Below are 18,312 nucleotides of genomic sequence, written 5' to 3'. Positions count from 1 at the left end.
ATGCAGAGAGTTAGAATTCGCACACGCCAAACGATCACCAAGTCTAGAACTTTGGCCTGATCATTGCTCCGAAGAAGGTGTTGCATGCGCAAGCCAAAGGTTCGAACCTCGCTGACAATCATCAATGTAACATTTGCGTTCATCTTCCTGAGCTTTGGGCTGTTTTCCCTCAGGAGCGTACAGCAGGTTAACCAGGACACGACGGCAATCGCCAAGAACTGGCTGCCGAGTGTTTCGGTAGCCCGCAATATCGGCTTCGAGCTGGAACGCATGAAGTTTGCCTACGCCAACCATATCATGTCGATCAGCGACCAGGCTATCGCCGCTGCAGAAGTAAAGATTACCTCTCAGCGCACTGAGCTTGACAATGCGATTGCAGCCTATCGGCCGCTCATATCCTCGCCGCGCGAAGGCCAATTGCTGCAGCAGATCGAGGAGCAGGCCGCGAGCTACCAGAAATCGTCCGAGCCTATGCTGGAAAAATCCCGCAAGAACGACAACGATGTTGCCAAGACGATCTTCTATTCCGACATGGAGCCATTCGTCGACCGCGCGGAAGAACTGGCCAATGAATTGCTGACGATAAACGTCAATGGCTCCGAGGCGTCCTACGAAAACAGTCAATCCACGTACTTGGGCATTCTCTGGACAACCTCGGTATTCACGGCACTCGTGATTGCGATCGTTGCCGGCGCGATCTCCTATGTGGCAATCCAGATCTCGCGTCCGATCAAGAAGATCACGCAATCGATGACCGGGCTGGCCGCTGGCGACACCGGCACGCAGATTCCCTATTCCAGCCGCACGGACGAAATCGGTGCGATGGCGGCGGCGGTTGAGGTCTTTCGGCAGACGGCGCTTGCCAAGATCAGAGCCGATGAAAATATCGAAACGAATCGAGTGCTGACGGAATCCGAGCGGCAGCGCCGCGAGCAGACGGAGCGCGCGCGGGCTGCCGCGATGGCGCAAGCCACGAACGGATTGGCAGAGAGCCTGAAGCAACTTGCCGGCGGCGATCTCACCGTTCAGATCAGCGAGCCTTTCGATGCGGATTTCGAGGGCCTGCGCGGGGATTTCAACGGCGCCGTCGCAAAACTCTGCCAGACCCTCGCCAAAGTGGCGGGATCAGCCGTCAATATCGACGGCGGCTCGAATGAAATCGCCAACAGCGCAAACGACCTGGCGAAACGAACCGAACAACAGGCAGCGGCGCTCGAGCAGACAGCCGCTGCTCTCGATGAAATCACAGCCAATGTCGCATCCGCCTCCAAGCGCGCCGAGGAAGCCCGCGAGGTGGCCGCGCAGGCGAATGCCGGTGCGACGACATCAGGTGAGATCGTAAGCCAGGCGGTCCAGGCCATGAGTCGGATCGAGCAATCCTCCAGCCAGATTTCCAACATCATCAGCGTGATCGACGAGATCGCGTTCCAGACCAATCTCTTGGCCCTCAATGCCGGTGTCGAGGCCGCGCGCGCCGGCGAGGCAGGCAAGGGATTTGCCGTGGTGGCGCAGGAGGTCCGCGAACTGGCGCAGCGCTCCGCGCAGGCGGCCAAGGAAATCAAAACGCTGATCCATGCATCGGCGGGAGAAGTCGCAGCCGGCGTCGGACTGGTCTCAAAAACCGGCGAAGCGTTGAAAACCATCGGCGAGCTGATCGTTGCCATCAACCGCCATGTCGAGGCAATCGCCGTCTCCGCCCGGGAACAATCCGTCGGACTGGCGGAGATCAATACGGCCGTCAACAGCCTCGACCAGACCACGCAGCAAAACGCAGCCATGGTCGAAGAGGCGAGCGCCGCTTCCGCATCGCTTGCCGACGAAGGCGCCACGCTTCGCCAGTTGATCAGGCAATTCAATTTGAACGATATCGTGCAGGACAGCGCTTACGCGCGTCGCAGAACGGCTTGAGCCGGAGGACGATCGCATCGCGAAGCACGGAGTCTACCGGCTTTGCGAACCGGAATGCGGGCCGCGGCCTCCCTGCGCGACCTTCGATGCTGGTCCTAGCTAACGTTGCTGAGCAGGCGGGCTGTCGCGATAGCGCCGCGAGAGAACAAAGTGATATCGTTCGACATTCGCGTATTTAGGGAATTTCACGATGTCTGATTTCGATCTCGAAACCGTTCTGGGCGAACTCCTGCAGAGGGAGCCGATATTCCATCGGCGTGCCTTCGGCACGAGCCGTGACGATCTGGAAGCCATGACGGCGGAGGATTTCTTCGAGATTGGCGCAAGTGGCAGGATCTACCAGCGCGACTTCGTCATCGCCAACCTACTGGAGCGCTACCAGCAGCCGGAAAGGCATGACTGGCCCTGCCGGGACTTCTCGATCCGCCGACTCGCCGAAAACCTCTATCTGCTGAACTACACGCTGGACGAACCCGGCAGAACGACGCTCAGAACCACCATCTGGCAAAGCTCTGGCGGGAGCTGGAAGATCGTCTTCCATCAGGGAACCATTGCCGGCTGAGCCGCCAATGTCAAAATCGCGCGAGGCGTGGAATTGACGCAGCCGCCCCCTAACCCCGTCGATCATCAGAACGACCGGTGGACCGCTTTGTCATTGGCAAGGCGCGTCACGCAGCCTTCGAGCTTGGCGAGCAGCAGATCGAAGTCGAGCGGCTTCGTCAGATAGTCCGCCGCTCCGCCGCGCAGGCCGGCTAGCGTGTTTTCCCGGTCGGTCAGTGCCGTCAGCAGGATGAAGGGAATGTTGGAGAGCTCGGGATGATTGATCTGAATTTCCGCCAGAAGCTGGTGCCCGTCCATGACCGGCATCGAAATATCGCTAATGACGATATCGGGCCATTTCGACAGGATCATTTCCAGTCCCTCGGCGCCGTTCGAGGCCTCGAGCGTCCTGTAGCCGGCTTCGCTCAACTCTTCGACGAGGAGGTTCCGGATCTCGACTTCGTCTTCTATGCACAGGACTGTAACCATGAGCTCTTCCTTAAGCTGCGACTTGTTGATCCGACAATAGAAACTCTATTGGCAGAAGAATGGTAAATGTTGTGCCTTTGCCAAGCTCGCTCGTCACCTCGACGGTGCCGCCGTGTAGTTCGATAACCTGCTTGACGACGTTGAGACCGATGCCCGTCCCGGCAATGCCCGTCGCGCTGCGGGCGCGATAATAGGGCTGGAACAGCTTCGGCAGATCCTCCGCATCCATGCCGATGCCGCTGTCGGAGATGGCGATCTCCACCGTCTTGTCGTCGGCCCGGGCGCGAACATGAATGTCAGGCGCGTTGGGTGAATATTTGACGGCGTTCGAAATCAGGTTGGTGAAGACCTGTTCCATCGCGCTGCGGTCGAACGTCAATACATCCGGTATGGGCTCAAGATCGAGATGGAACACATGCGTGCGGCTGAGATGGCGCTGCCTGTCGCAGCACGTGACGAGCACCGCTTTCAGGTCACCTTCGCTCCGCTTCAGTGTGATCTGTCCGGTTTCGAGCCGCCCGCTGGCGAGGATACTCTCCATCAGATCGACCATGCGCACCACCGCACTGCGGATCACGCCGGCCTTTTCGTGAACGTAATCGCCGCTGACGTTGGTGGTCGAGCGGCAGAGCCGCTGCGCAGCGGCGTCGATGATGGCGAGCGGCGTGCGAAACTCGTGCGAGGCCATGGCGACGAACTGGCGCTGGAGCGCATTCACCTGGCGTTCGTGCACCAGCAGGCGGTCCAGTTCCTCTCTCTGCCTTTCGATCTCGGCCGTTCGATCGGCCACCATCTCTTCCAGATGGTTGCGGTGGTGGGTGAGCTGCTCTTGGCTGTCCAGCAGGGTCAGCGAGGTGCGATGCAGACCTCGTCCGAGCCAGAACACCACGGTGATCAGCAGCGCCAGGCAACCGAGCCCTGCCGGCGCGATTTGATGAAGCAGCATAAAACCGGGCAGGATAGGCGGCCACACGAGATAGCCGATCGTGCCGCCGTTATGGGACGACACCAACACTTGCGCCCGCTCGTCCTCACCTTTCGAAGGCGCGAAATGCAACCCTTCGAGCAGCGCATGATGGGCGATGTTTTCGGCAGTTATTCCATCGATGAACTTGACCGAGATGGCGATGAACTCCTGGCCCGCCTCGATCTGCATCCTGGCCGAGCTCGGCAGAATGGGACGCGCACTGGCAATTGCCGGTCTGTTGCCGATCATAATCGTCCGAACCTTGGCCAGTTGACCAAGCGCTTCAGCGCCGGGCTTTGCAGCCCGCTCGACGAGAACGGCGCGAATCTCTCCGGCGAGAGCAGTCATTTCTTGGCCGTCGTCGTCACCGAGCCGCGGCGGCATGGCATCGGCGCCGTCACGGAAGGCGAACATCAGGCGATTGGTGTCGTCGAAGATGTAGGTTCTGTCGTGCCCGAAATACCGGTTGGTCCACTGGCCGATATTGTCGAGCAGCCACTCATGGTTCCGCTGTTTGGTATAGAGGAAGGCATCGTCCCATTTGGTGACGCTTTCCTGCTCCCGCGGAAGTGCCGCGATCTGCTCTTCCAGTCCCTGTCGGACGAATTCGGCCTGCCGACGGAGCGAGAGATCATCGACCTTCACCGCTGCGAGCCACGCAAATCCGCACAGCAACACAGCCGCCGCGCAGGTGAGCGTCACCAGGACGAACGTAATGTGCGATGTGAGCCCGACCTTCAATACCTGCAACCTTTTGATGGCGCCCGCTGCCGAGAAATTGACACGCAAAGGTTGACGGACCGTGAATTATGCGCTCCCGTGCGGGTCTGCGGCAGGTCCCCCCATAGGCATCGCAATCGTTGAAGGAGAAGCACATGGATGCAGCATCGTCGGATAAATCAGGCATCAGGATCGAGCCGATCGCTGCCGTCCATATCGACAGCTTTCATCATGCGCTCGACGTGGTCGCGCGGGAGAAAAAATACCTGTCCATGCTGGAAGCAACGCCCCTGCCGCAGATGCGTGAGTTCGTGATGGACATGATTGCAAAAGGCAATCCGCAATTCGTCGCCACCGCTGAAAACCAGGTCCTCGGCTGGTGCGACATCAGCCGGCATTTTTTCCCGTCCCACGCCCATCGCGGAAAACTCGGAATGGGGATCCTTCCCGCCTATCGGGGCAAGGGCCTCGGACGAAGGCTCATCGAGACCACATTGAGAGCCGCGCAGAAAAGCGGTTTTGCCAGGGTTGAACTCGATGTTTATGAAGACAACGCCCGTGCTATCGCTCTCTACGAAAAGATGGGATTTGCACGCGAAGGCATCGTCCGACGTGCGGCACGCATCGACGGTCAGTTCATCGATGCGATCAGCATGGCGCTTTTGTTCGACGAGCGCGGCGCGGCATAGATCCCGGTATCGCGTCGATTTCTGAATGGGCCCCCGCGAGCCCGGCTGATCAACATTTCGGCCTGAACTTGAAACAAATGCCCTTTCGAGCAATTAGGCCAGCCACTCCCCTATCGGGCGAATGCCTCGAATGGATTGTCGTGGGTCAGGCGCATCAGGGTCCCGTCGTCTATGCCCCGCCGTTTCAGCTCGGGCAGCAAGACGGTGGAAAGATGGGTGTACGGTTTGGGTATCCCGCCCATCGGCAACGCCGGATCGAACCAGCCCCGGTCATGGCTCAACAACAGGTGATCGCCGCAGCCCGCCTCCAGCGCCCTGATCACCAGCTCCGCCACCTCGTTGTCTCCGCCCCGGCCGACATGGTCATACTCGATCCAGGCGCCTCGCTCGGCGACAGCGACATTATAGGCGAAGTCCTTTTCTTCCTGCGTATGGATCGAGATGAACCTGTCAGCCCTGTAGCCCTCTGCCTCGATGACATCGAGCTGATCCATGACGACCCGTCCCCTGATCGTATGACTGCCGATGACGGCGTCCGTCTGCGCCGCGGCGCGCGCGGCTGCCCGCAGGATTTTCGTCTCGAGCGCCGTCATGCCGTCATCGCCGGCGCTGAGCTTGATCCAGCCTGCCTGGAACCCGGTCTTGTCGATCTGCTCCGTCAGCTCGCGAAGCATCCATGCCTCCAGCTCTTTCTCGGAAGCCTGACGGACCCATTCGGGAATCCAGGGTTCACGGTAATTGCCGGTGGGCACGACGATCGGAAAATCCGTCGCGAGCGACACGGCAAGATCGATATCCGCACGGCGTCCAACACCGCCCGTCGAGCATTCGACCAGTGCCGTCACCCCGAGCTTCTTGATCCGCTCGATTTCGGGGGCCATCAACCGAACGACGTCTTCGATGTCTGCTTCTGCATAACCGGGCTGGTCCGGCGTCCTGAGGTCGACGAAGACGTGCTCATGCGGGAGGATCATCCCAAGTTCGGATCTGCTCTTAGGCCCGAGCGTCGTGCGCAGATGTTTCAAAGTCTCTCCCCCGCGATCATACCGGCTTTGCGTACAGCCTTCGACCGAAACCTCGACACTGCCGCGAAAGTAGATCGTGACGTGATGAAATCAATCGCTCACTTGATCGAAATTCTTACGACTGACCTTGATATCGACGTCCGGCTTGGCGAGCTGACTGTCGCCGGGGGGAAGATACGCCGCATCGACTACTTCCCCATGTCAACTTGCCTCTCCCAACCCTTCGCATGGCTCAGGGCGTTCGGCCCTGCAATCGGTTCACTGGATCGATTGCTCCCGCTTCGCCGGACCGGGCCTCACCACGGTGGCGCATCGCGCTCAACCCGGCCGGCGCACCGCGCGGATCTTGCCGCTGCCGCCTCCGCCGCAGAAGAAGCAGTCGCCGCCGTCGGATTCGAGGCCGGAGACGCCGGTGCCCTCGGGCATCTCCAGCCGCTCCAGCACCTCTCCGGTTTCCGGGTCGATGCGCCTGACGTCGCTGTCATCGCCCTCCCAGGTGCCGTGCCAGAGCTGGCCGTCGACCCAGGTGACGCCTGTCACGACGCGGTTGGATTCGATGGTGCGGAGAATCTTGCCGGTTTCCGGGTCGATCTGATGGATTCTGCGGCCGCGGTGCTGGCCGACCCAGAGCGAGCCTTCGGCCCAGGCAAGGCCGGAATCGCCGCCATTGCCCGGCGCCGGGATGGTGGAAAGGATACGCCCGGACTTCGGGTCGATCTTGTGAATGACATCCTCGGCGATCTGATAGAGGAACTCGCCATCGAAGGCCGTGCCGGCATGCGATGCGACCTCGATCGAGCGCACCACCTCGCCGCTTGCGGGATCGAGCGCATTCAGCTTGTCACCCGATGCGAACCAGACGTGCTCACCGTCGAAGGTGACGCCGTTGACGCGCTCGGCACCGGGAAAGGGTCCATATTCACGGATGATCGTCGCAGCCGATTTTTTCATCTCTTCCATCCTGTTCGCCCGTAGGGCCATCCTCATCAGTCAGGCCATACTAATCGCTTGGCAACGGTCCCGGGAGTAACAAGATCGTCGGGAAACCGGGCAGCGGCGGGCTCATCCAGCGCCGCGCCCGCCCGCGCCCGAAGGACTGCACCCTGCCTTCATCGGCGACCGAATCCAGCGCCCGCTGCACGGTGCGCGGGCTGGTGCCGAGCGCAATCGCGAGCGCCGAGCTCGACCACGCCTCGCCATCGGCGAGAAAGGCGAGCACCGCCCCGTGCTGGCCTTCGACCAGCGGCGCCAGCACGGCGGTCTCTTCGGCACGCCGCGGCGAAAGCGCAAAGCCGCGTTTCGTTGCCGAAACTTCCGCCAGTCCCCGCAGTTCGGCGCGCAGCCGGCCGATCTCGACGCGCAGCCGGGCGCGATGCGATTCATCAGCATGTTTGCCGCGGAAGGCGCGCGCGATGAGCGTGCCGCGTGCCACATCCGTCGGCCAGGCTTCGGCAAGCGTCCGGGCGAGCGTGAAGAGCACGGGCCGCGTTGCCAGCGACACCGACAGCTGATCGTCGCGCACGACGTGGCGGCAGGCATCGACGACAAGCGTGCCCGAACCCAGCAGCTCTTCCACCTCCTCAAGCAACAGCGGGCTTTCCCGCCAGCGCGAGATCAGCCGCGCCACCGGCGCGCTGAGCACGTGGGCGGCATTTTCCACCTCCGCCGTCAATACCGGCATACCGGCCTCGCGTGCAGCCCGCCTCGCCCGGTCGAGAGCCTCGTGCGCCGCATTCGTCTGCAGGCGCCGGATCGCGATGCCCGCGACCACCAGCTCATGAGCGGCCCTCGCCGCCGGCGGCAGCGGCGTTGGATCGAGCGTTTCCAGCGCCCGCTCGGCCTCGTCGAGCCGGCCGATCAGCACCAGCCGGCGAAGCTCGACATTCCTGGCATGGGCGGCATTGACCCTGTCGCCATGCGCTTCGAGCACCTTGCGCGCCGCTTCCAGCGCCTTGGGCGGCCAGGTGAGATCGCGCGAGACGAGCGCGATCTCGGCCTCGGCGACCACGCAGCGGGCCCGGGCCATCGCCTCCCGCGGGCCGAAGGCACGCGCCGCACTCTTCAGCAGCGCCTTGGCGCGGACGAGATCGCCGAGCTGCGCCATCGCAATGCCGCGCAGCGCCAGCGCCGGCGCATCGTCGCGCAGCGCCACCCGCTTCAGCGCGCCAAGCGCATCGCCCGCTGCCAGCGCCTGCGCCGCCGCCGTGATCAGCGAGTCCATTCAAATCCCGTCACACTTGTCACTCCCACCGTTTCCCCACCTGGCCTTAGATTTGTCGTCGACCGGCAAGCAAGCCTGCGCCGGATGCTACGACGAGAGACAGGCAAAGGAGAAGACCCATGACGGAACAGCTGAACGCAACACGCCAGCAGTGGCTGGCAGCAAGGCTCGATCTGCTCGAGGAGGAGAAGGAACTGACCCGGCAGAGCGACGCGCTGGCGATGAAGCGCCAGCAATTGCCGCGAGTGAGGATCGACAAGCAATACCGCTTCGACACCGACGGCGGCAACGTCTCGCTGAAGGACCTCTTCGGTGGCCGCTCGCAGCTTCTCGTCTATCACTTCATGTTCGGGCCGGACTATACCGCGGGATGCCCGTCCTGCTCGTCGATCGCCGATGGCTTCAACGGCTTCTTCGTTCACCTGGAGAACCACGACGTCGCCTTTTGGGCGGTCTCCCGGGCGCCGTTGGCAAAGCTCGAAGCATTCAAGCGACGGATGGACTGGAGCTTTCCCTGGGCGTCGTCCTTCGGCAACGACTTCAACGGCGATTTCAGCGTCTGGTTCTCTGCCGAGCAGCAGCACCAGGGCGATGTAGACTATAATTATCGCCGCGAACCTCCCGCCCCCCAACCGCTCACCGCAAGGACTGTCCAGGAGCGGCAGCCCCGCGACAGCGAGGCGCCGATCACCCAGATCGCCGCCATGACCGGCACCGATGTCCCCACCTATACCCGCGACCGCCCGGGTGTCAGCGCCTTCGAGCTCATCGACGGTGCCGTCTACCACAGCTATTCCAGCTATGCGCGCGGGCTGGACGGGTTATGGGGCATGTATCAATGGCTCGACCGCGCCCCCAAGGGCCGCAACGAAACCGGCATCTGGTGGCGCCACCACGACCGGTACGGCAAGGAGTGACGCCGATGCTGTTCTCCGCCCACACTCCAAGCAGAGGCGACGGCAACGTCGCTCTCAACGCCGCCGAATGGCTCTCGCTGGCTGCCGCCGMGGATGGATCAGCTGGGAAACCGAGCGGTGGCATGGCTAGCCCAAGCAGCCGGATCACCGGCCGCGCCGCCGATTGGCTGTCGCTTGCAGCCGCTCCGACATTCGCGATCATGGCGGTGCTGACAGCCACGACCGGCAGCGCCGACATGATCTGCACGACAATGCCGGATGCCTTCCCGATCGGCGGAATGGTGCCGATGTACCTGCTGATGAGCGGCTTCCACTTGGCACCCTGGCTGCGGCTCGCCGCTGGCTGGCGGGGCACAAGCCCCCGATAACGCTCCACGACGCCACCGGTATCTTCCCAGCGGGGAGAAGAGGGAGCAAGCCGCACTCCCACTCAGCCGCGTCCGGCTTTACCTCCTACCGGCGCGACCAAGTTCATGCCCTCACCTCGATAAAGTCGATCGGCCCGCCGGCAACATCGTCGTCGAAGACCGCACAGGAAAGCTTGCCGCCGAAGACGCAGCCGCTGTCGATGTTGGTGCGGTTTCCTGTCGTCACCGGGTTAGACAGCGACGGTGTATGGCCGTGGACCAGGTGCTTGCCCCAATAGTCGCTGGACTCACCGGGAGGGAACCGTAACCAGAGAAGATCGTGCTCGCTCTGCTGCTGCAGCGGAAATGCTGGATCGACGCCCGCATGGACGAAGATGCGATATCGATCAATGTGCATGAAGGGAAGATCGGCCGCCCATTGCAGATGCTGGGGCAGAACTCTGCCGCCATAGGACATTTCGGTTTCAAGTCCGCCGATGCCGATTCCGATCCAGACGTCTCTGCTGTCGCTATCGGCATAGGCAGCAACCATCAGGTCCTCATGATTGCCTTTCAGGCAGATCCATCGCCACGGGTCCGATGGACCGGCGATGATCCGGTCGAGGACGCTTTTGCTGTCAGGCCCGCGATCGACATAGTCGCCAAGGAAGACGACGGTCCCTTCAGACGCATAAGCCTCGACCCGATCGATCATCCTGTTCAGCGGATCGATACAGCCGTGGATATCACCTATGGCGAACGTGTAGCGCATGTTTCATTTTTAGCGCCTGTCGGGGGTCAGGTGAAGTCCGGATCGCCGCGGCAGATCTCAATACTGCCGACAGAAAATCCGACTCATTTCCCGGCACTTACGGCGATTGCCTCGCCTTTGGCTTGAGTTCGCATATTGATCGGCGCATCGGCCGCCGAGGATGCCGATCTGCGGATGGGTACGGCATTGCTAACCAGCCCTCTTCAACAACTGGCTGGCCAGCTCGATGCAATCAACCGGCCAATATAGTTCAGGCCTTGGATGCGCGACCTTTGGGTTTCCCTCGTGTGGTCGGCAGGAAAGTATCGATTCACGCCATCGGCTGGGAATTGCGCACTCCCCATGAATCGCACCGAGCAGAGCTCCAGCAATCGCTGCGTTCGTATCAGTATCACCACCATTTGAGACGGTGCTCACTACGCCGTCCTCCAAGGAATTCGAATGCAGCAATTGAAAAATGGCATTCTGAAACGCGATCAGGACCCAGCCTTGCTGATTCACGAAGTCCTTTGGCGGTTCCTTTTCGGCGGCGGCGATTGCATCACGAATGCTGTCATGGACACCAAGCTCATCGGACCATTTTCTGATCGTCTGATAAACATCTCGAGGCGTCGGGCCTTCGGCAATTGTGTACGATAGCGCGCGAGCAAAGAGATTGTTGATCTGCCGGCACACAAGGTTCGGATGTGTGATGATGGCGTCCTGTTCCGCCCAGAACCCGACCCGTTCGGTTGGAAACTGAGATCCAAAAATGCCGAGAGGTGACACGCGCATGAGCGCACCGTTGGCTTGGCTTTGATGATCAGGCTCGTAGCGAATTCCATTATATACCGTCCGGCCAATGTCGAAAGGCTTGGATGCCAGCCAGTCTTCATAGGCCCGTCGGGCAGCGTCTTGAATGTATGCTCCTTCCGCGACAATCGATCTGGCCAAAGCCAGCGCCATCTCGGAGTCATCAGTCGGTTGACCGGCAATGGTGTTCCATGCGCCGCCATCATGAATTTCGCGGACGCCACGGGGATATTTCTGGCGTATTTCTTGGGGCGTCTGAAACTCCACCAGCGAGCCAAGCGCATCTCCTGCCAGTTGACCGAGAATACAACCGATTGCACGGGACGTCGTTGTACTATCTATGATTTTCATGCAGCCTCTGGCGAGTAGTAAGCGCCTTGATGGGATCACCCTGTCATGCAAATGGCGCAACCCCGCTAAGCGACGATACAAATACGCTCAGGTTTCCGCTAGTCGTTACGATGTTCGAGCGACCGCCATCGGCACAAAATAAAAGCCCTCATCCGCCTGCCTGCACTTTCTCCGTTCCCTGCCCACCTCCCGCATGCCACGTCCCCTCGCCCCGTGTACTGGAAGAGGGTTGGGTCAAGGGCAGCGTCTTGCGCCTCCCGCTTCAAGTGGGCGCCTTCGCTAGATTTTCCGCCAGCGTGCTAACCGCCATCACCCCTCGGCAAAACTCCGCCGGATCGCTTCCCAGCTTTCGGCATCCGGCGCCAACAGCAGCCAGCCCTTGGTCATCGCCGGCCGATAGGCTTCGCCGGAGAGGAGCGCACTATAGCCGCTGGCTTCGAGGTGGATCAGGACGCCGGCGGCGTGGTCCCAGGGTTTGAGCTCGGCGTTCAGGGCAAAGCTCATCGCGCCCGTCGCCACCGCCCGGTATTCATAGGCCGAGCAGCGCCATGTGGTCGTGCGGGAAAAGCGCTGCACGCGCTCGGCCCCTTTCGGTTCCGATTGTCTTCCGGGCCGAAACTGTGCGATGACCGGTCGAACCCAGATACAACGGATCAAGGTGCGGCATCGGCATGAAGAAGATTGGTTTTCTCTCGTTCGGACACTGGACGCCCTCGCCTCAATCGCAGACGCGCTCGGCCGGCGATGCGCTGCTGCAGTCGATCGACCTTGCCGTCGCGGCCGAGGAGCTCGGGGCTGACGGGGCGTATTTCCGCGTGCACCACTTCGCCCGACAGCTGGCAGCACCCTTCCCGCTGCTATCAGCCGTCGGCGCGAGAACCAGCCGCATCGAGATCGGCACTGCCGTCATCGACATGCGCTACGAAAACCCGCTCTACATGGCCGAAGATGCCGGTGCGGCCGACCTCATCGCCGGCGGCCGTCTGCAGCTCGGCATCAGCCGCGGTTCGCCCGAACAGGTGATCGATGGCTGGCGCCATTTCGGCTATGCCCCGCCCGAAGGCCAGAGCGAGGCCGACATGGCCCGCCACCATGCCGAAGTCTTCCTCGAAGTGTTGCGCGGCGAAGGTTTTGCCAAGCCGAACCCGCGGCCAATGTTTCCGAACCCGCCTGGCCTGCTGCGCCTCGAGCCGCATTCCGAGGGCCTGCGTGAACGGATCTGGTGGGGCGCCAGCTCYAATGCCACCGCCGTCTGGGCAGCCAAGCTCGGTATGAACCTGCAGAGCTCGACGCTGAAGGACGACGAAACGGGCGAGCCCTTCCACGTCCAGCAGGCCGACCAGATCCGGGCATACCGCGAGGCCTGGAAAGAAGCCGGCCACACGCGCCAGCCTCGCGTCTCGGTCAGCCGCAGCATCTTCGCGCTCGTCGACGATCGCGACCGCGCCTATTTCGGCTACGGCAACGACGGTGAGGACAAGATCGGCTTCATCGACGAGAAGACCCGGGCGATCTTCGGTCGCAGCTATGCCGCCGAGCCCGATGCCCTGATCAGGCAGCTCGCCGAGGACGAGGCGATCGCCGAGGCCGACACGCTGCTGCTCACCGTCCCCAACCAGCTCGGCGTCGAATACAACGCCCATGTCATCGAAGCGATCCTGACCCATGTCGCGCCTGCGATGGGTTGGCGCTGACGCTCCGGCCACAGCTGCCGGGCTCTCAAACTCGCGGATACCTCGCGCGAAATTCGCGAGGACTGCAGCCTTCGCGTTCGTGAAAGACACGCGAAAAATAAAACGGATCATCCAGGCCGATCATGGCGGCCACCGTTTCGATCTTTTCGTCGGTGGTTGCCAATAGCTGTTTGGCATGGTCCATGCGCGCCCGAAGCTGAAATGCCTTGGGAGGCAATCCGGTTTCGAGCGTGAGCCGCCGGCGCAGCGTGGCCGGCGACATGCCGTGCTCGGCAGCAAAGGCTGCGAGGTCCAACGGTTGCATCGCCCGCCGCCGTAGCGTTTCCACGATGTCGGCCATGTCGCGCCTTTCCTGGCGTCGATCGGCCGCGCCGCTTGCCTGTCTGGCGGCTGATATGACGATATGATGCAGCATCAATGCCGCCGATGCCTGCCCGAGATTGGTATCGTCAAGCAGATCGGCATGAAGCTTGCCGAACAGCCGGACCACCTCATCGAGATGATGCAAAGCCACGACGGGATGTCGCTCGGAGATAATCCTCAGCCTCACGAAGTCCCGCATGAAAGATCCTTCGAAAAGCGCCCAGCGCTCGTCCCAGCCGCCTTCGTCGGGGCCATAGGAATGCACCCGGTTGGGAAACAGCCAAAACAGTGCAGGTCCGGTCAGGCCCAGCCGGCCGCTGGCGGCGGTTTCCAGCCAGCCCTGCCCGCGCTCTACCAGGACGACGGCGAAACTCGGGAGTTTCCGCTCAGTCACCGCGCGGCGGGCCTGCTGCCTGCCGCCGCCGGTGACAGCAAGTCCGCCGGCAGCGGCAAGCGGCGTTCTATAGATGGCTTCGGCGTTTCTCATGATGAGCGAAAAGTCCAGGTATGAATTTCCTCTATGTCGGTTGGCGTGCCAGATCAGGTAATTGATGACAAACCAACTGAAGCGACGGAGGAGTGAAATGTCAATTGCTGCGGAGGTCATGCAGGTCCGAAAGCCGGAATTTTCCCTTGCCGCCCATGGCAAGACCTTGCCTGCGGAGCGAACGGGCTGGCTCACGCCGACCGATCCCGCCATCGGCGTCGACGCCATCCGCCGCCGCTACCAGGACGATGGCTATGTCTGGCTGAAAGGCCTTCTGCCGAAGGCTGGCGTGATCGACTTCCGCCGCTGGGTCTTCGAACATCTCGCCGAAACCGGACTGGTCGAACCCGGCAGCGATTTTTCCCTTGGCATTGCGTCTGCCGGTGGCTTCGACAGGAGCCTGGCGGACCGGCGCCTGATGTCGCTCGTTCGCTCAGCCGCCTATGAAGGCTTTTGTGCGCAACCGCCACTCGCCCGCTTCATGGACGATTTCCTGCAGGGCATTTCCTATCTGCATAAGCGCAAGCTCATGCGTTTCATCCAGCCGGGATCGCCGACGGCCACGCCCGCCCACTATGATCTCGTCTATCTCCGCGGCGGCACCAGCCGCCTGGTGACGGCCTGGATTCCAATCGGCGACATCCCCACCGAGATGGGCGGCCTGGTTTACCTCGAAGGCTCGCACGCGTTGGGTGTCAAGATGGAAGCCGAGTTCCGGGCCACGAGTGGCGATCTTTCTCCGGAAGAGCGGATCAGCGCCTATAACAGTCACATGGCGGAAGGCGGCTGGGTCTCGAAGGATCTCCCGGATATGGCGAAGCGCTTCGACACCCGCTGGCTCGCGGCCGATTATGAGGCGGGTGACGTGGTGCTCCACTCGCCCTACATGATCCACGCCTCGACCATCAATCAGGACCGCAGCCGGCGGCTGCGCCTTTCCACCGACATAAGATATCAGAATGTCGACGACGAGATCGACGTCCGATGGAACAACCACTGGAGCCTCGGCGACATGCTGTAGCCCGGCTTTCCAGTGCCCATCTTTGACCTGCTATCCGGTTGATTGGCGAAGGGACGTCTACATAGAATCGAAGCGTGGGGACCTTACTGCCGCGATGGGCGTTGATGGTCCGGGCCTTGAACGATCCCATGACTGCCCGACTTATTGATGTAGCCGAACCGCTCGAGTTGCCTCATGCCGCGTACGAACCTGAACGATATCCTGATCTTCATGGCCGTCGTCGATGCGGGGAGCTTTATCGCCGGCGGCCAGGCTATGGGCTTGTCCCGTTCGGCGGCTGGCAAGGCAGTCATCCGACTGGAAGACCGGCTCGGCGCGCGTCTGCTCAACCGCACGACGAGGACGCTGAGCCTGACCGACGAAGGCCGGATGTTCTACGAGCGCGGGCTGCAGATCCTTGAATCGGTCGACGAGGCGGAGGCGAGCGTGGCAGGGCAGAACAGCACGCCGCGAGGCGTTCTCAGGCTCACGGTTCCCGATGCCTTCGGGCGGCTCGTCATGCTGCCCCTGCTTAAAAAATATCTTCGGGCCTGGCCCGACATCCAGGTCGAAGTGAGCTTCACCGATCGCCCGGCCGACATCGTCGAGGACGGCTTCGATCTGGCAATCCGGATCGGCGCGACGGCGACGGACACCGGCCTGATCGCGCGGCCGGTCGCCAGATACAAGGCGCGGCTCTGCGCCTCGCCGTCTTACCTCGCAGAGCGCGGGGAGCCGGGCGATATCGACGATATCACGGCCCACGACTGCCTGATCTTTGCCAGCCGCAATCAAAGGCAGGGCTGGCGCTTTCGCGGGGAAGGCGGTCCCTGGGTCAAAGCGCAAGGGCGCAGCCGTCTGAGGCTCGACAGCGCAGAGGCGATCCGCGACGCCGCCCTGGCGGGACTGGGGATTGCCCTCCTTCCCGATTTTCTCGTCGCCGATGATCTCGTCGCCGGGCGCCTCCGGCAGGTCCTGCCCGGCCTCGAAACTGACGACGCAAAGATCGTCGCTCTCTATCCCGACAAGCGCCTGCTGGAACCGCGTGTCCGCCATTTCATCGATCTGATGGTCGAGGAGCTTGGGCACCTGGGCCAGGCACGCAACCGCGACGCTAGCTCTGGGTGATAGGCTTGTCGAAGCCGCGGAAGCTCTTCAGCGCCAGGGGAAAGAGCGTTGCGGCGAGATAGGTGAGCCCAGTGAGCGAGAGCGCCGCGGCAAGGCCGATCATGCTGATCAGTGCGCCGCCGACGAGGCCGCCGAAGGGGATGAGCGCGAAGCAGAGGGCGGCGTTCATCGCGGTGACGCGGCCGGTCAGCGGCTTGGGGATGCGCTCGAAGATCACCRCCGACAGGATCGGATTGAGGAAGCCCGAGGCAAATCCCGCGATTGTCAGGGTGAGGAAGATGAGGGAGAGCGGCGCATCCAGGGCAATAACGAGAAAGCGCGGAAATCCGGTCAGCAGGAAGGCCGCGGTATAAACCATCAGGCGCGGTATCCGCTCGCCGATCGCAGCGGCAATCGCAGCACCCGCGATCGAGGCGCCGGTGAAGGCCGAAAACATCGCCCCCAACAATTCTGGGCCATGGCCTGAGCTCTGGGTCCAGACGGGCAGCAGCACCGCGTGATAGGCCTGGTCCAGCAGGTTGGTGGTCGCCACCATGATGACAATGCTGACGAGCACCGCGTCGCCGCGCAGAAAGCGCCAGCCTTCCCTGAGATCGCCGAGATAGGACGACATCCCGCCCGGCCGGGCCTCGGGCGCGTCGCGTAGCTCAGACATACTCCTGAGCCGGGGGATGCCCACTCCAACGATCAGCGCCGCGGCAGCGAAGGTAATGGCATTGACGACGAGCGCCTGGCCCGGGCCGATCAAGCCGATCAGCGCTCCGGCACCCGCAGCACCCGCCGTTGAGGCCAGCCGCTCGATGGCGCCGACGACGCCGGTCACCCGTTCGAGCGGCATGGCCGCCAGCGCGGCGATATCAGGAACCATCGCCTGCTTGGCGGCATCGGAAGGGCCGCGCAGCATGCCCATGGCAAAGACAACAGGCAGCAGCAGCGGCATACCAAGCAGGCCGAACCAGTCGAGCATCGGCACCAGCATCACCACGGCCACCGAAGCGATGTCGCAGACGACAGCGATGCGCTTCGGGCCGACGCGGTCGATCAGCGGCCCACTGAGCGCCTTGGCGGCGACATAGGGCAGCATCTCCATCATCGCCGTCAGCCCGGTTAAAACGGGGCTGCCCGTCGTGCTCAGCACCAGCCAGGGAATAGCGATGGTCGACAGCCGCGTGCCGGAAAGCGAAAGCGTCTCGGCCGCGGCAAGCGCCAGGAATGGCCCACCCTTCTTCATGACCCATCATCCCCCTCGCGATGCGGGAGCCGGCCCGGATAGGGAAAGGCGTGCAGCATGATCGAGAAAGGAACCATATCCGGGGGTGCCCGCTCTCCCAAAGGCGGAGCCACCCGCATCGCTTCGAGAATGATATCGRTCAGCCGCCTGGTCAGGGCTTCGGCCTGTTCCGCCGTCATCGGGATGATGATGTCGCTGGCTGTACTCGCCTTGCGCCATTCCGCCGGCAGCTCGGCATATTCCTCCAGCGCCTGTTGCATATGGCCGACCTGCAGAGAGAGTATCGCCTGGTTGAAGGCGAGATCGAGATCCAGCCCTTCGCCCTCAACCTCGCTTGCCGGCACCGAGGTGAGCTCGTGCCTGGCGCGCCACCAGCGGTCGCGCCGCGAAGCATGCGGCGCTTCCTCGATGAATCCGTACTGGGCGAGCTGACGCAGGTGATAGCTGGTCGCGCCGCTATTCAGCCCGAGCCGCGCCGCAAGCTGCGTCGCGGTGGCGGGGCCATCGAGCCTGAGCATGCCGAGCATGCGCAGCCGGACAGGATGCGTCAGCGCCTTCAGCGCGGTTGGATCGGGCACGACACGGCTGAGGGTGCGGGGTGCGGTGACGGATTGAGCAGGCTGCGGGCGCGGATTTTTCATGCCGGAAGCCTACTATTGCAAAGATATCTT

General features: G+C 62.3%; 19 protein-coding genes. 8 read left to right on the top strand and 11 right to left on the bottom strand.

The features are described 5' to 3' along the window. Positions 1–84: 84 nt before the first annotated feature. On the top strand, positions 85–1,908 hold the full coding sequence (locus AC1D1Z_RS09840; RefSeq protein ID WP_130652691.1) for a HAMP domain-containing methyl-accepting chemotaxis protein: 1,824 nt from the start codon (positions 85–87) through the stop codon (positions 1,906–1,908). A 190-nt stretch (positions 1,909–2,098) separates the two neighbouring features. Then, a complete protein-coding gene (locus AC1D1Z_RS09835; protein WP_130652692.1) occupies positions 2,099–2,470 on the top strand; it encodes a nuclear transport factor 2 family protein in 372 nt (123 codons plus the stop codon). Positions 2,471–2,535: 65 nt separating this feature from the next. Here the strand turns inward: AC1D1Z_RS09835 and AC1D1Z_RS09830 are convergent, their stop codons facing one another. Both AC1D1Z_RS09830 and AC1D1Z_RS09825 read right to left on the bottom strand, forming a co-directional pair. Next, positions 2,536–2,937 carry a response regulator gene (locus AC1D1Z_RS09830; protein ID WP_018242699.1) on the bottom strand — a complete coding sequence of 134 codons (402 nt, stop codon included), beginning with the start codon at positions 2,935–2,937 and terminating at the stop codon, positions 2,536–2,538. 10 nt (positions 2,938–2,947) lie between these two features. Beyond that, positions 2,948–4,693, bottom strand: a complete 1,746-nt coding sequence (locus AC1D1Z_RS09825) for a sensor histidine kinase (protein ID WP_130652693.1) — start codon at positions 4,691–4,693, stop codon at positions 2,948–2,950. A gap of 86 nt (positions 4,694–4,779) precedes the next feature. Between AC1D1Z_RS09825 and AC1D1Z_RS09820 the strand changes: the two genes are divergently transcribed. Continuing rightward, the gene (locus AC1D1Z_RS09820) at positions 4,780–5,313 is read left to right on the top strand and encodes a GNAT family N-acetyltransferase (protein ID WP_018446317.1); all 534 of its coding nucleotides are present in this window, start codon (positions 4,780–4,782) and stop codon (positions 5,311–5,313) included. Positions 5,314–5,423: 110 nt separating this feature from the next. On the opposite strand, the gene AC1D1Z_RS09815 is transcribed toward AC1D1Z_RS09820, so the two are convergent. From AC1D1Z_RS09815 to AC1D1Z_RS09805, 3 genes are all read right to left on the bottom strand, one after another. Next, complete coding sequence (locus AC1D1Z_RS09815; RefSeq protein WP_130652694.1) at positions 5,424–6,338, bottom strand: phosphotriesterase family protein; 915 nt, start codon at positions 6,336–6,338, stop codon at positions 5,424–5,426. A 318-nt stretch (positions 6,339–6,656) separates the two neighbouring features. Next, positions 6,657–7,289, bottom strand: coding sequence for a Vgb family protein (locus AC1D1Z_RS09810; protein ID WP_115157653.1), 633 nt, complete (start codon positions 7,287–7,289; stop codon positions 6,657–6,659). A gap of 49 nt (positions 7,290–7,338) precedes the next feature. Continuing rightward, on the bottom strand, positions 7,339–8,559 hold the full coding sequence (locus AC1D1Z_RS09805) for a helix-turn-helix domain-containing protein (RefSeq protein WP_130652695.1): 1,221 nt from the start codon (positions 8,557–8,559) through the stop codon (positions 7,339–7,341). Between the two features lie 119 nt (positions 8,560–8,678). On the opposite strand from AC1D1Z_RS09805, the gene AC1D1Z_RS09800 reads away from it, so the two are divergent. Together AC1D1Z_RS09800 and AC1D1Z_RS09795 are read left to right on the top strand one after the other, a co-directional pair. Further along, positions 8,679–9,476 (top strand): DUF899 domain-containing protein, encoded by a 798-nt coding sequence (locus AC1D1Z_RS09800; RefSeq protein ID WP_130652696.1) that lies wholly within the window; start codon positions 8,679–8,681, stop codon positions 9,474–9,476. A 5-nt stretch (positions 9,477–9,481) separates the two neighbouring features. Then, entirely contained in the window at positions 9,482–9,844 is a 363-nt protein-coding gene (locus AC1D1Z_RS09795) for a hypothetical protein (RefSeq protein WP_477850348.1), read from the top strand. A 103-nt stretch (positions 9,845–9,947) separates the two neighbouring features. Here the strand turns inward: AC1D1Z_RS09795 and AC1D1Z_RS09790 are convergent, their stop codons facing one another. The 3 genes from AC1D1Z_RS09790 to AC1D1Z_RS09780 all read right to left on the bottom strand — a co-directional run bounded on the left by AC1D1Z_RS09790 (position 9,948) and on the right by AC1D1Z_RS09780 (position 12,365). Continuing rightward, positions 9,948–10,595, bottom strand: coding sequence for a metallophosphoesterase family protein (locus AC1D1Z_RS09790; RefSeq protein ID WP_112903946.1), 648 nt, complete (start codon positions 10,593–10,595; stop codon positions 9,948–9,950). A 189-nt stretch (positions 10,596–10,784) separates the two neighbouring features. After that, positions 10,785–11,738, bottom strand: a complete 954-nt coding sequence (locus AC1D1Z_RS09785) for an ADP-ribosylglycohydrolase family protein (protein WP_130652698.1) — start codon at positions 11,736–11,738, stop codon at positions 10,785–10,787. Between the two features lie 309 nt (positions 11,739–12,047). Then, a complete protein-coding gene (locus AC1D1Z_RS09780; RefSeq protein ID WP_376775522.1) occupies positions 12,048–12,365 on the bottom strand; it encodes an inositol monophosphatase family protein in 318 nt (105 codons plus the stop codon). A gap of 44 nt (positions 12,366–12,409) precedes the next feature. On the opposite strand from AC1D1Z_RS09780, the gene AC1D1Z_RS09775 reads away from it, so the two are divergent. After that, on the top strand, positions 12,410–13,432 hold the full coding sequence (locus AC1D1Z_RS09775; RefSeq protein WP_130652699.1) for an LLM class flavin-dependent oxidoreductase: 1,023 nt from the start codon (positions 12,410–12,412) through the stop codon (positions 13,430–13,432). Positions 13,433–13,457: 25 nt separating this feature from the next. Here AC1D1Z_RS09775 and AC1D1Z_RS09770 read toward each other — a convergent pair whose 3' ends face one another. Next, complete coding sequence (locus tag AC1D1Z_RS09770) at positions 13,458–14,282, bottom strand: helix-turn-helix transcriptional regulator (protein ID WP_130652700.1); 825 nt, start codon at positions 14,280–14,282, stop codon at positions 13,458–13,460. 97 nt (positions 14,283–14,379) lie between these two features. Here AC1D1Z_RS09770 and AC1D1Z_RS09765 point away from each other — a divergent pair, with 97 nt between their 5' ends. Beyond that, on the top strand, positions 14,380–15,303 hold the full coding sequence (locus tag AC1D1Z_RS09765; RefSeq protein WP_130652701.1) for a phytanoyl-CoA dioxygenase family protein: 924 nt from the start codon (positions 14,380–14,382) through the stop codon (positions 15,301–15,303). Between the two features lie 174 nt (positions 15,304–15,477). Further along, on the top strand, positions 15,478–16,410 hold the full coding sequence (locus AC1D1Z_RS09760) for a LysR family transcriptional regulator (RefSeq protein WP_130652702.1): 933 nt from the start codon (positions 15,478–15,480) through the stop codon (positions 16,408–16,410). On the opposite strand, the gene AC1D1Z_RS09755 is transcribed toward AC1D1Z_RS09760, so the two are convergent. Together AC1D1Z_RS09755 and AC1D1Z_RS09750 are read right to left on the bottom strand one after the other, a co-directional pair. Further along, on the bottom strand, positions 16,397–17,641 hold the full coding sequence (locus AC1D1Z_RS09755) for an MFS transporter (RefSeq protein WP_477850344.1): 1,245 nt from the start codon (positions 17,639–17,641) through the stop codon (positions 16,397–16,399). The genes AC1D1Z_RS09760 and AC1D1Z_RS09755 overlap by 14 nt on opposite strands. After that, complete coding sequence (locus tag AC1D1Z_RS09750; protein ID WP_477850342.1) at positions 17,638–18,282, bottom strand: winged helix-turn-helix domain-containing protein; 645 nt, start codon at positions 18,280–18,282, stop codon at positions 17,638–17,640. The genes AC1D1Z_RS09755 and AC1D1Z_RS09750 overlap by 4 nt, the downstream gene beginning before the upstream one ends. Positions 18,283–18,312: the final 30 nt, after the last annotated feature.

The sequence above is a fragment of the Rhizobium sp. P1_E1 genome, from assembly GCF_056406015.1.
Note: the sequence above shows the minus strand (reverse complement) of the source record. Positions and strands in the feature narration are given on the sequence as shown.

Coding starts and splice junctions, on each gene's coding strand:
- AC1D1Z_RS09840 (WP_130652691.1), top strand. CDS start 85: ATGCGCAAGCCAAAGGTTCGAACCTCGCTGACAATCATCAATGTAACA.
- AC1D1Z_RS09835 (WP_130652692.1), top strand. CDS start 2,099: ATGTCTGATTTCGATCTCGAAACCGTTCTGGGCGAACTCCTGCAGAGG.
- AC1D1Z_RS09830 (WP_018242699.1), bottom strand. CDS start 2,937: ATGGTTACAGTCCTGTGCATAGAAGACGAAGTCGAGATCCGGAACCTC.
- AC1D1Z_RS09820 (WP_018446317.1), top strand. CDS start 4,780: ATGGATGCAGCATCGTCGGATAAATCAGGCATCAGGATCGAGCCGATC.
- AC1D1Z_RS09810 (WP_115157653.1), bottom strand. CDS start 7,289: ATGAAAAAATCGGCTGCGACGATCATCCGTGAATATGGACCCTTTCCC.
- AC1D1Z_RS09805 (WP_130652695.1), bottom strand. CDS start 8,559: ATGGACTCGCTGATCACGGCGGCGGCGCAGGCGCTGGCAGCGGGCGAT.
- AC1D1Z_RS09800 (WP_130652696.1), top strand. CDS start 8,679: ATGACGGAACAGCTGAACGCAACACGCCAGCAGTGGCTGGCAGCAAGG.
- AC1D1Z_RS09790 (WP_112903946.1), bottom strand. CDS start 10,595: ATGCGCTACACGTTCGCCATAGGTGATATCCACGGCTGTATCGATCCG.
- AC1D1Z_RS09785 (WP_130652698.1), bottom strand. CDS start 11,738: ATGAAAATCATAGATAGTACAACGACGTCCCGTGCAATCGGTTGTATT.
- AC1D1Z_RS09770 (WP_130652700.1), bottom strand. CDS start 14,282: ATGAGAAACGCCGAAGCCATCTATAGAACGCCGCTTGCCGCTGCCGGC.
- AC1D1Z_RS09765 (WP_130652701.1), top strand. CDS start 14,380: ATGTCAATTGCTGCGGAGGTCATGCAGGTCCGAAAGCCGGAATTTTCC.
- AC1D1Z_RS09760 (WP_130652702.1), top strand. CDS start 15,478: ATGCCGCGTACGAACCTGAACGATATCCTGATCTTCATGGCCGTCGTC.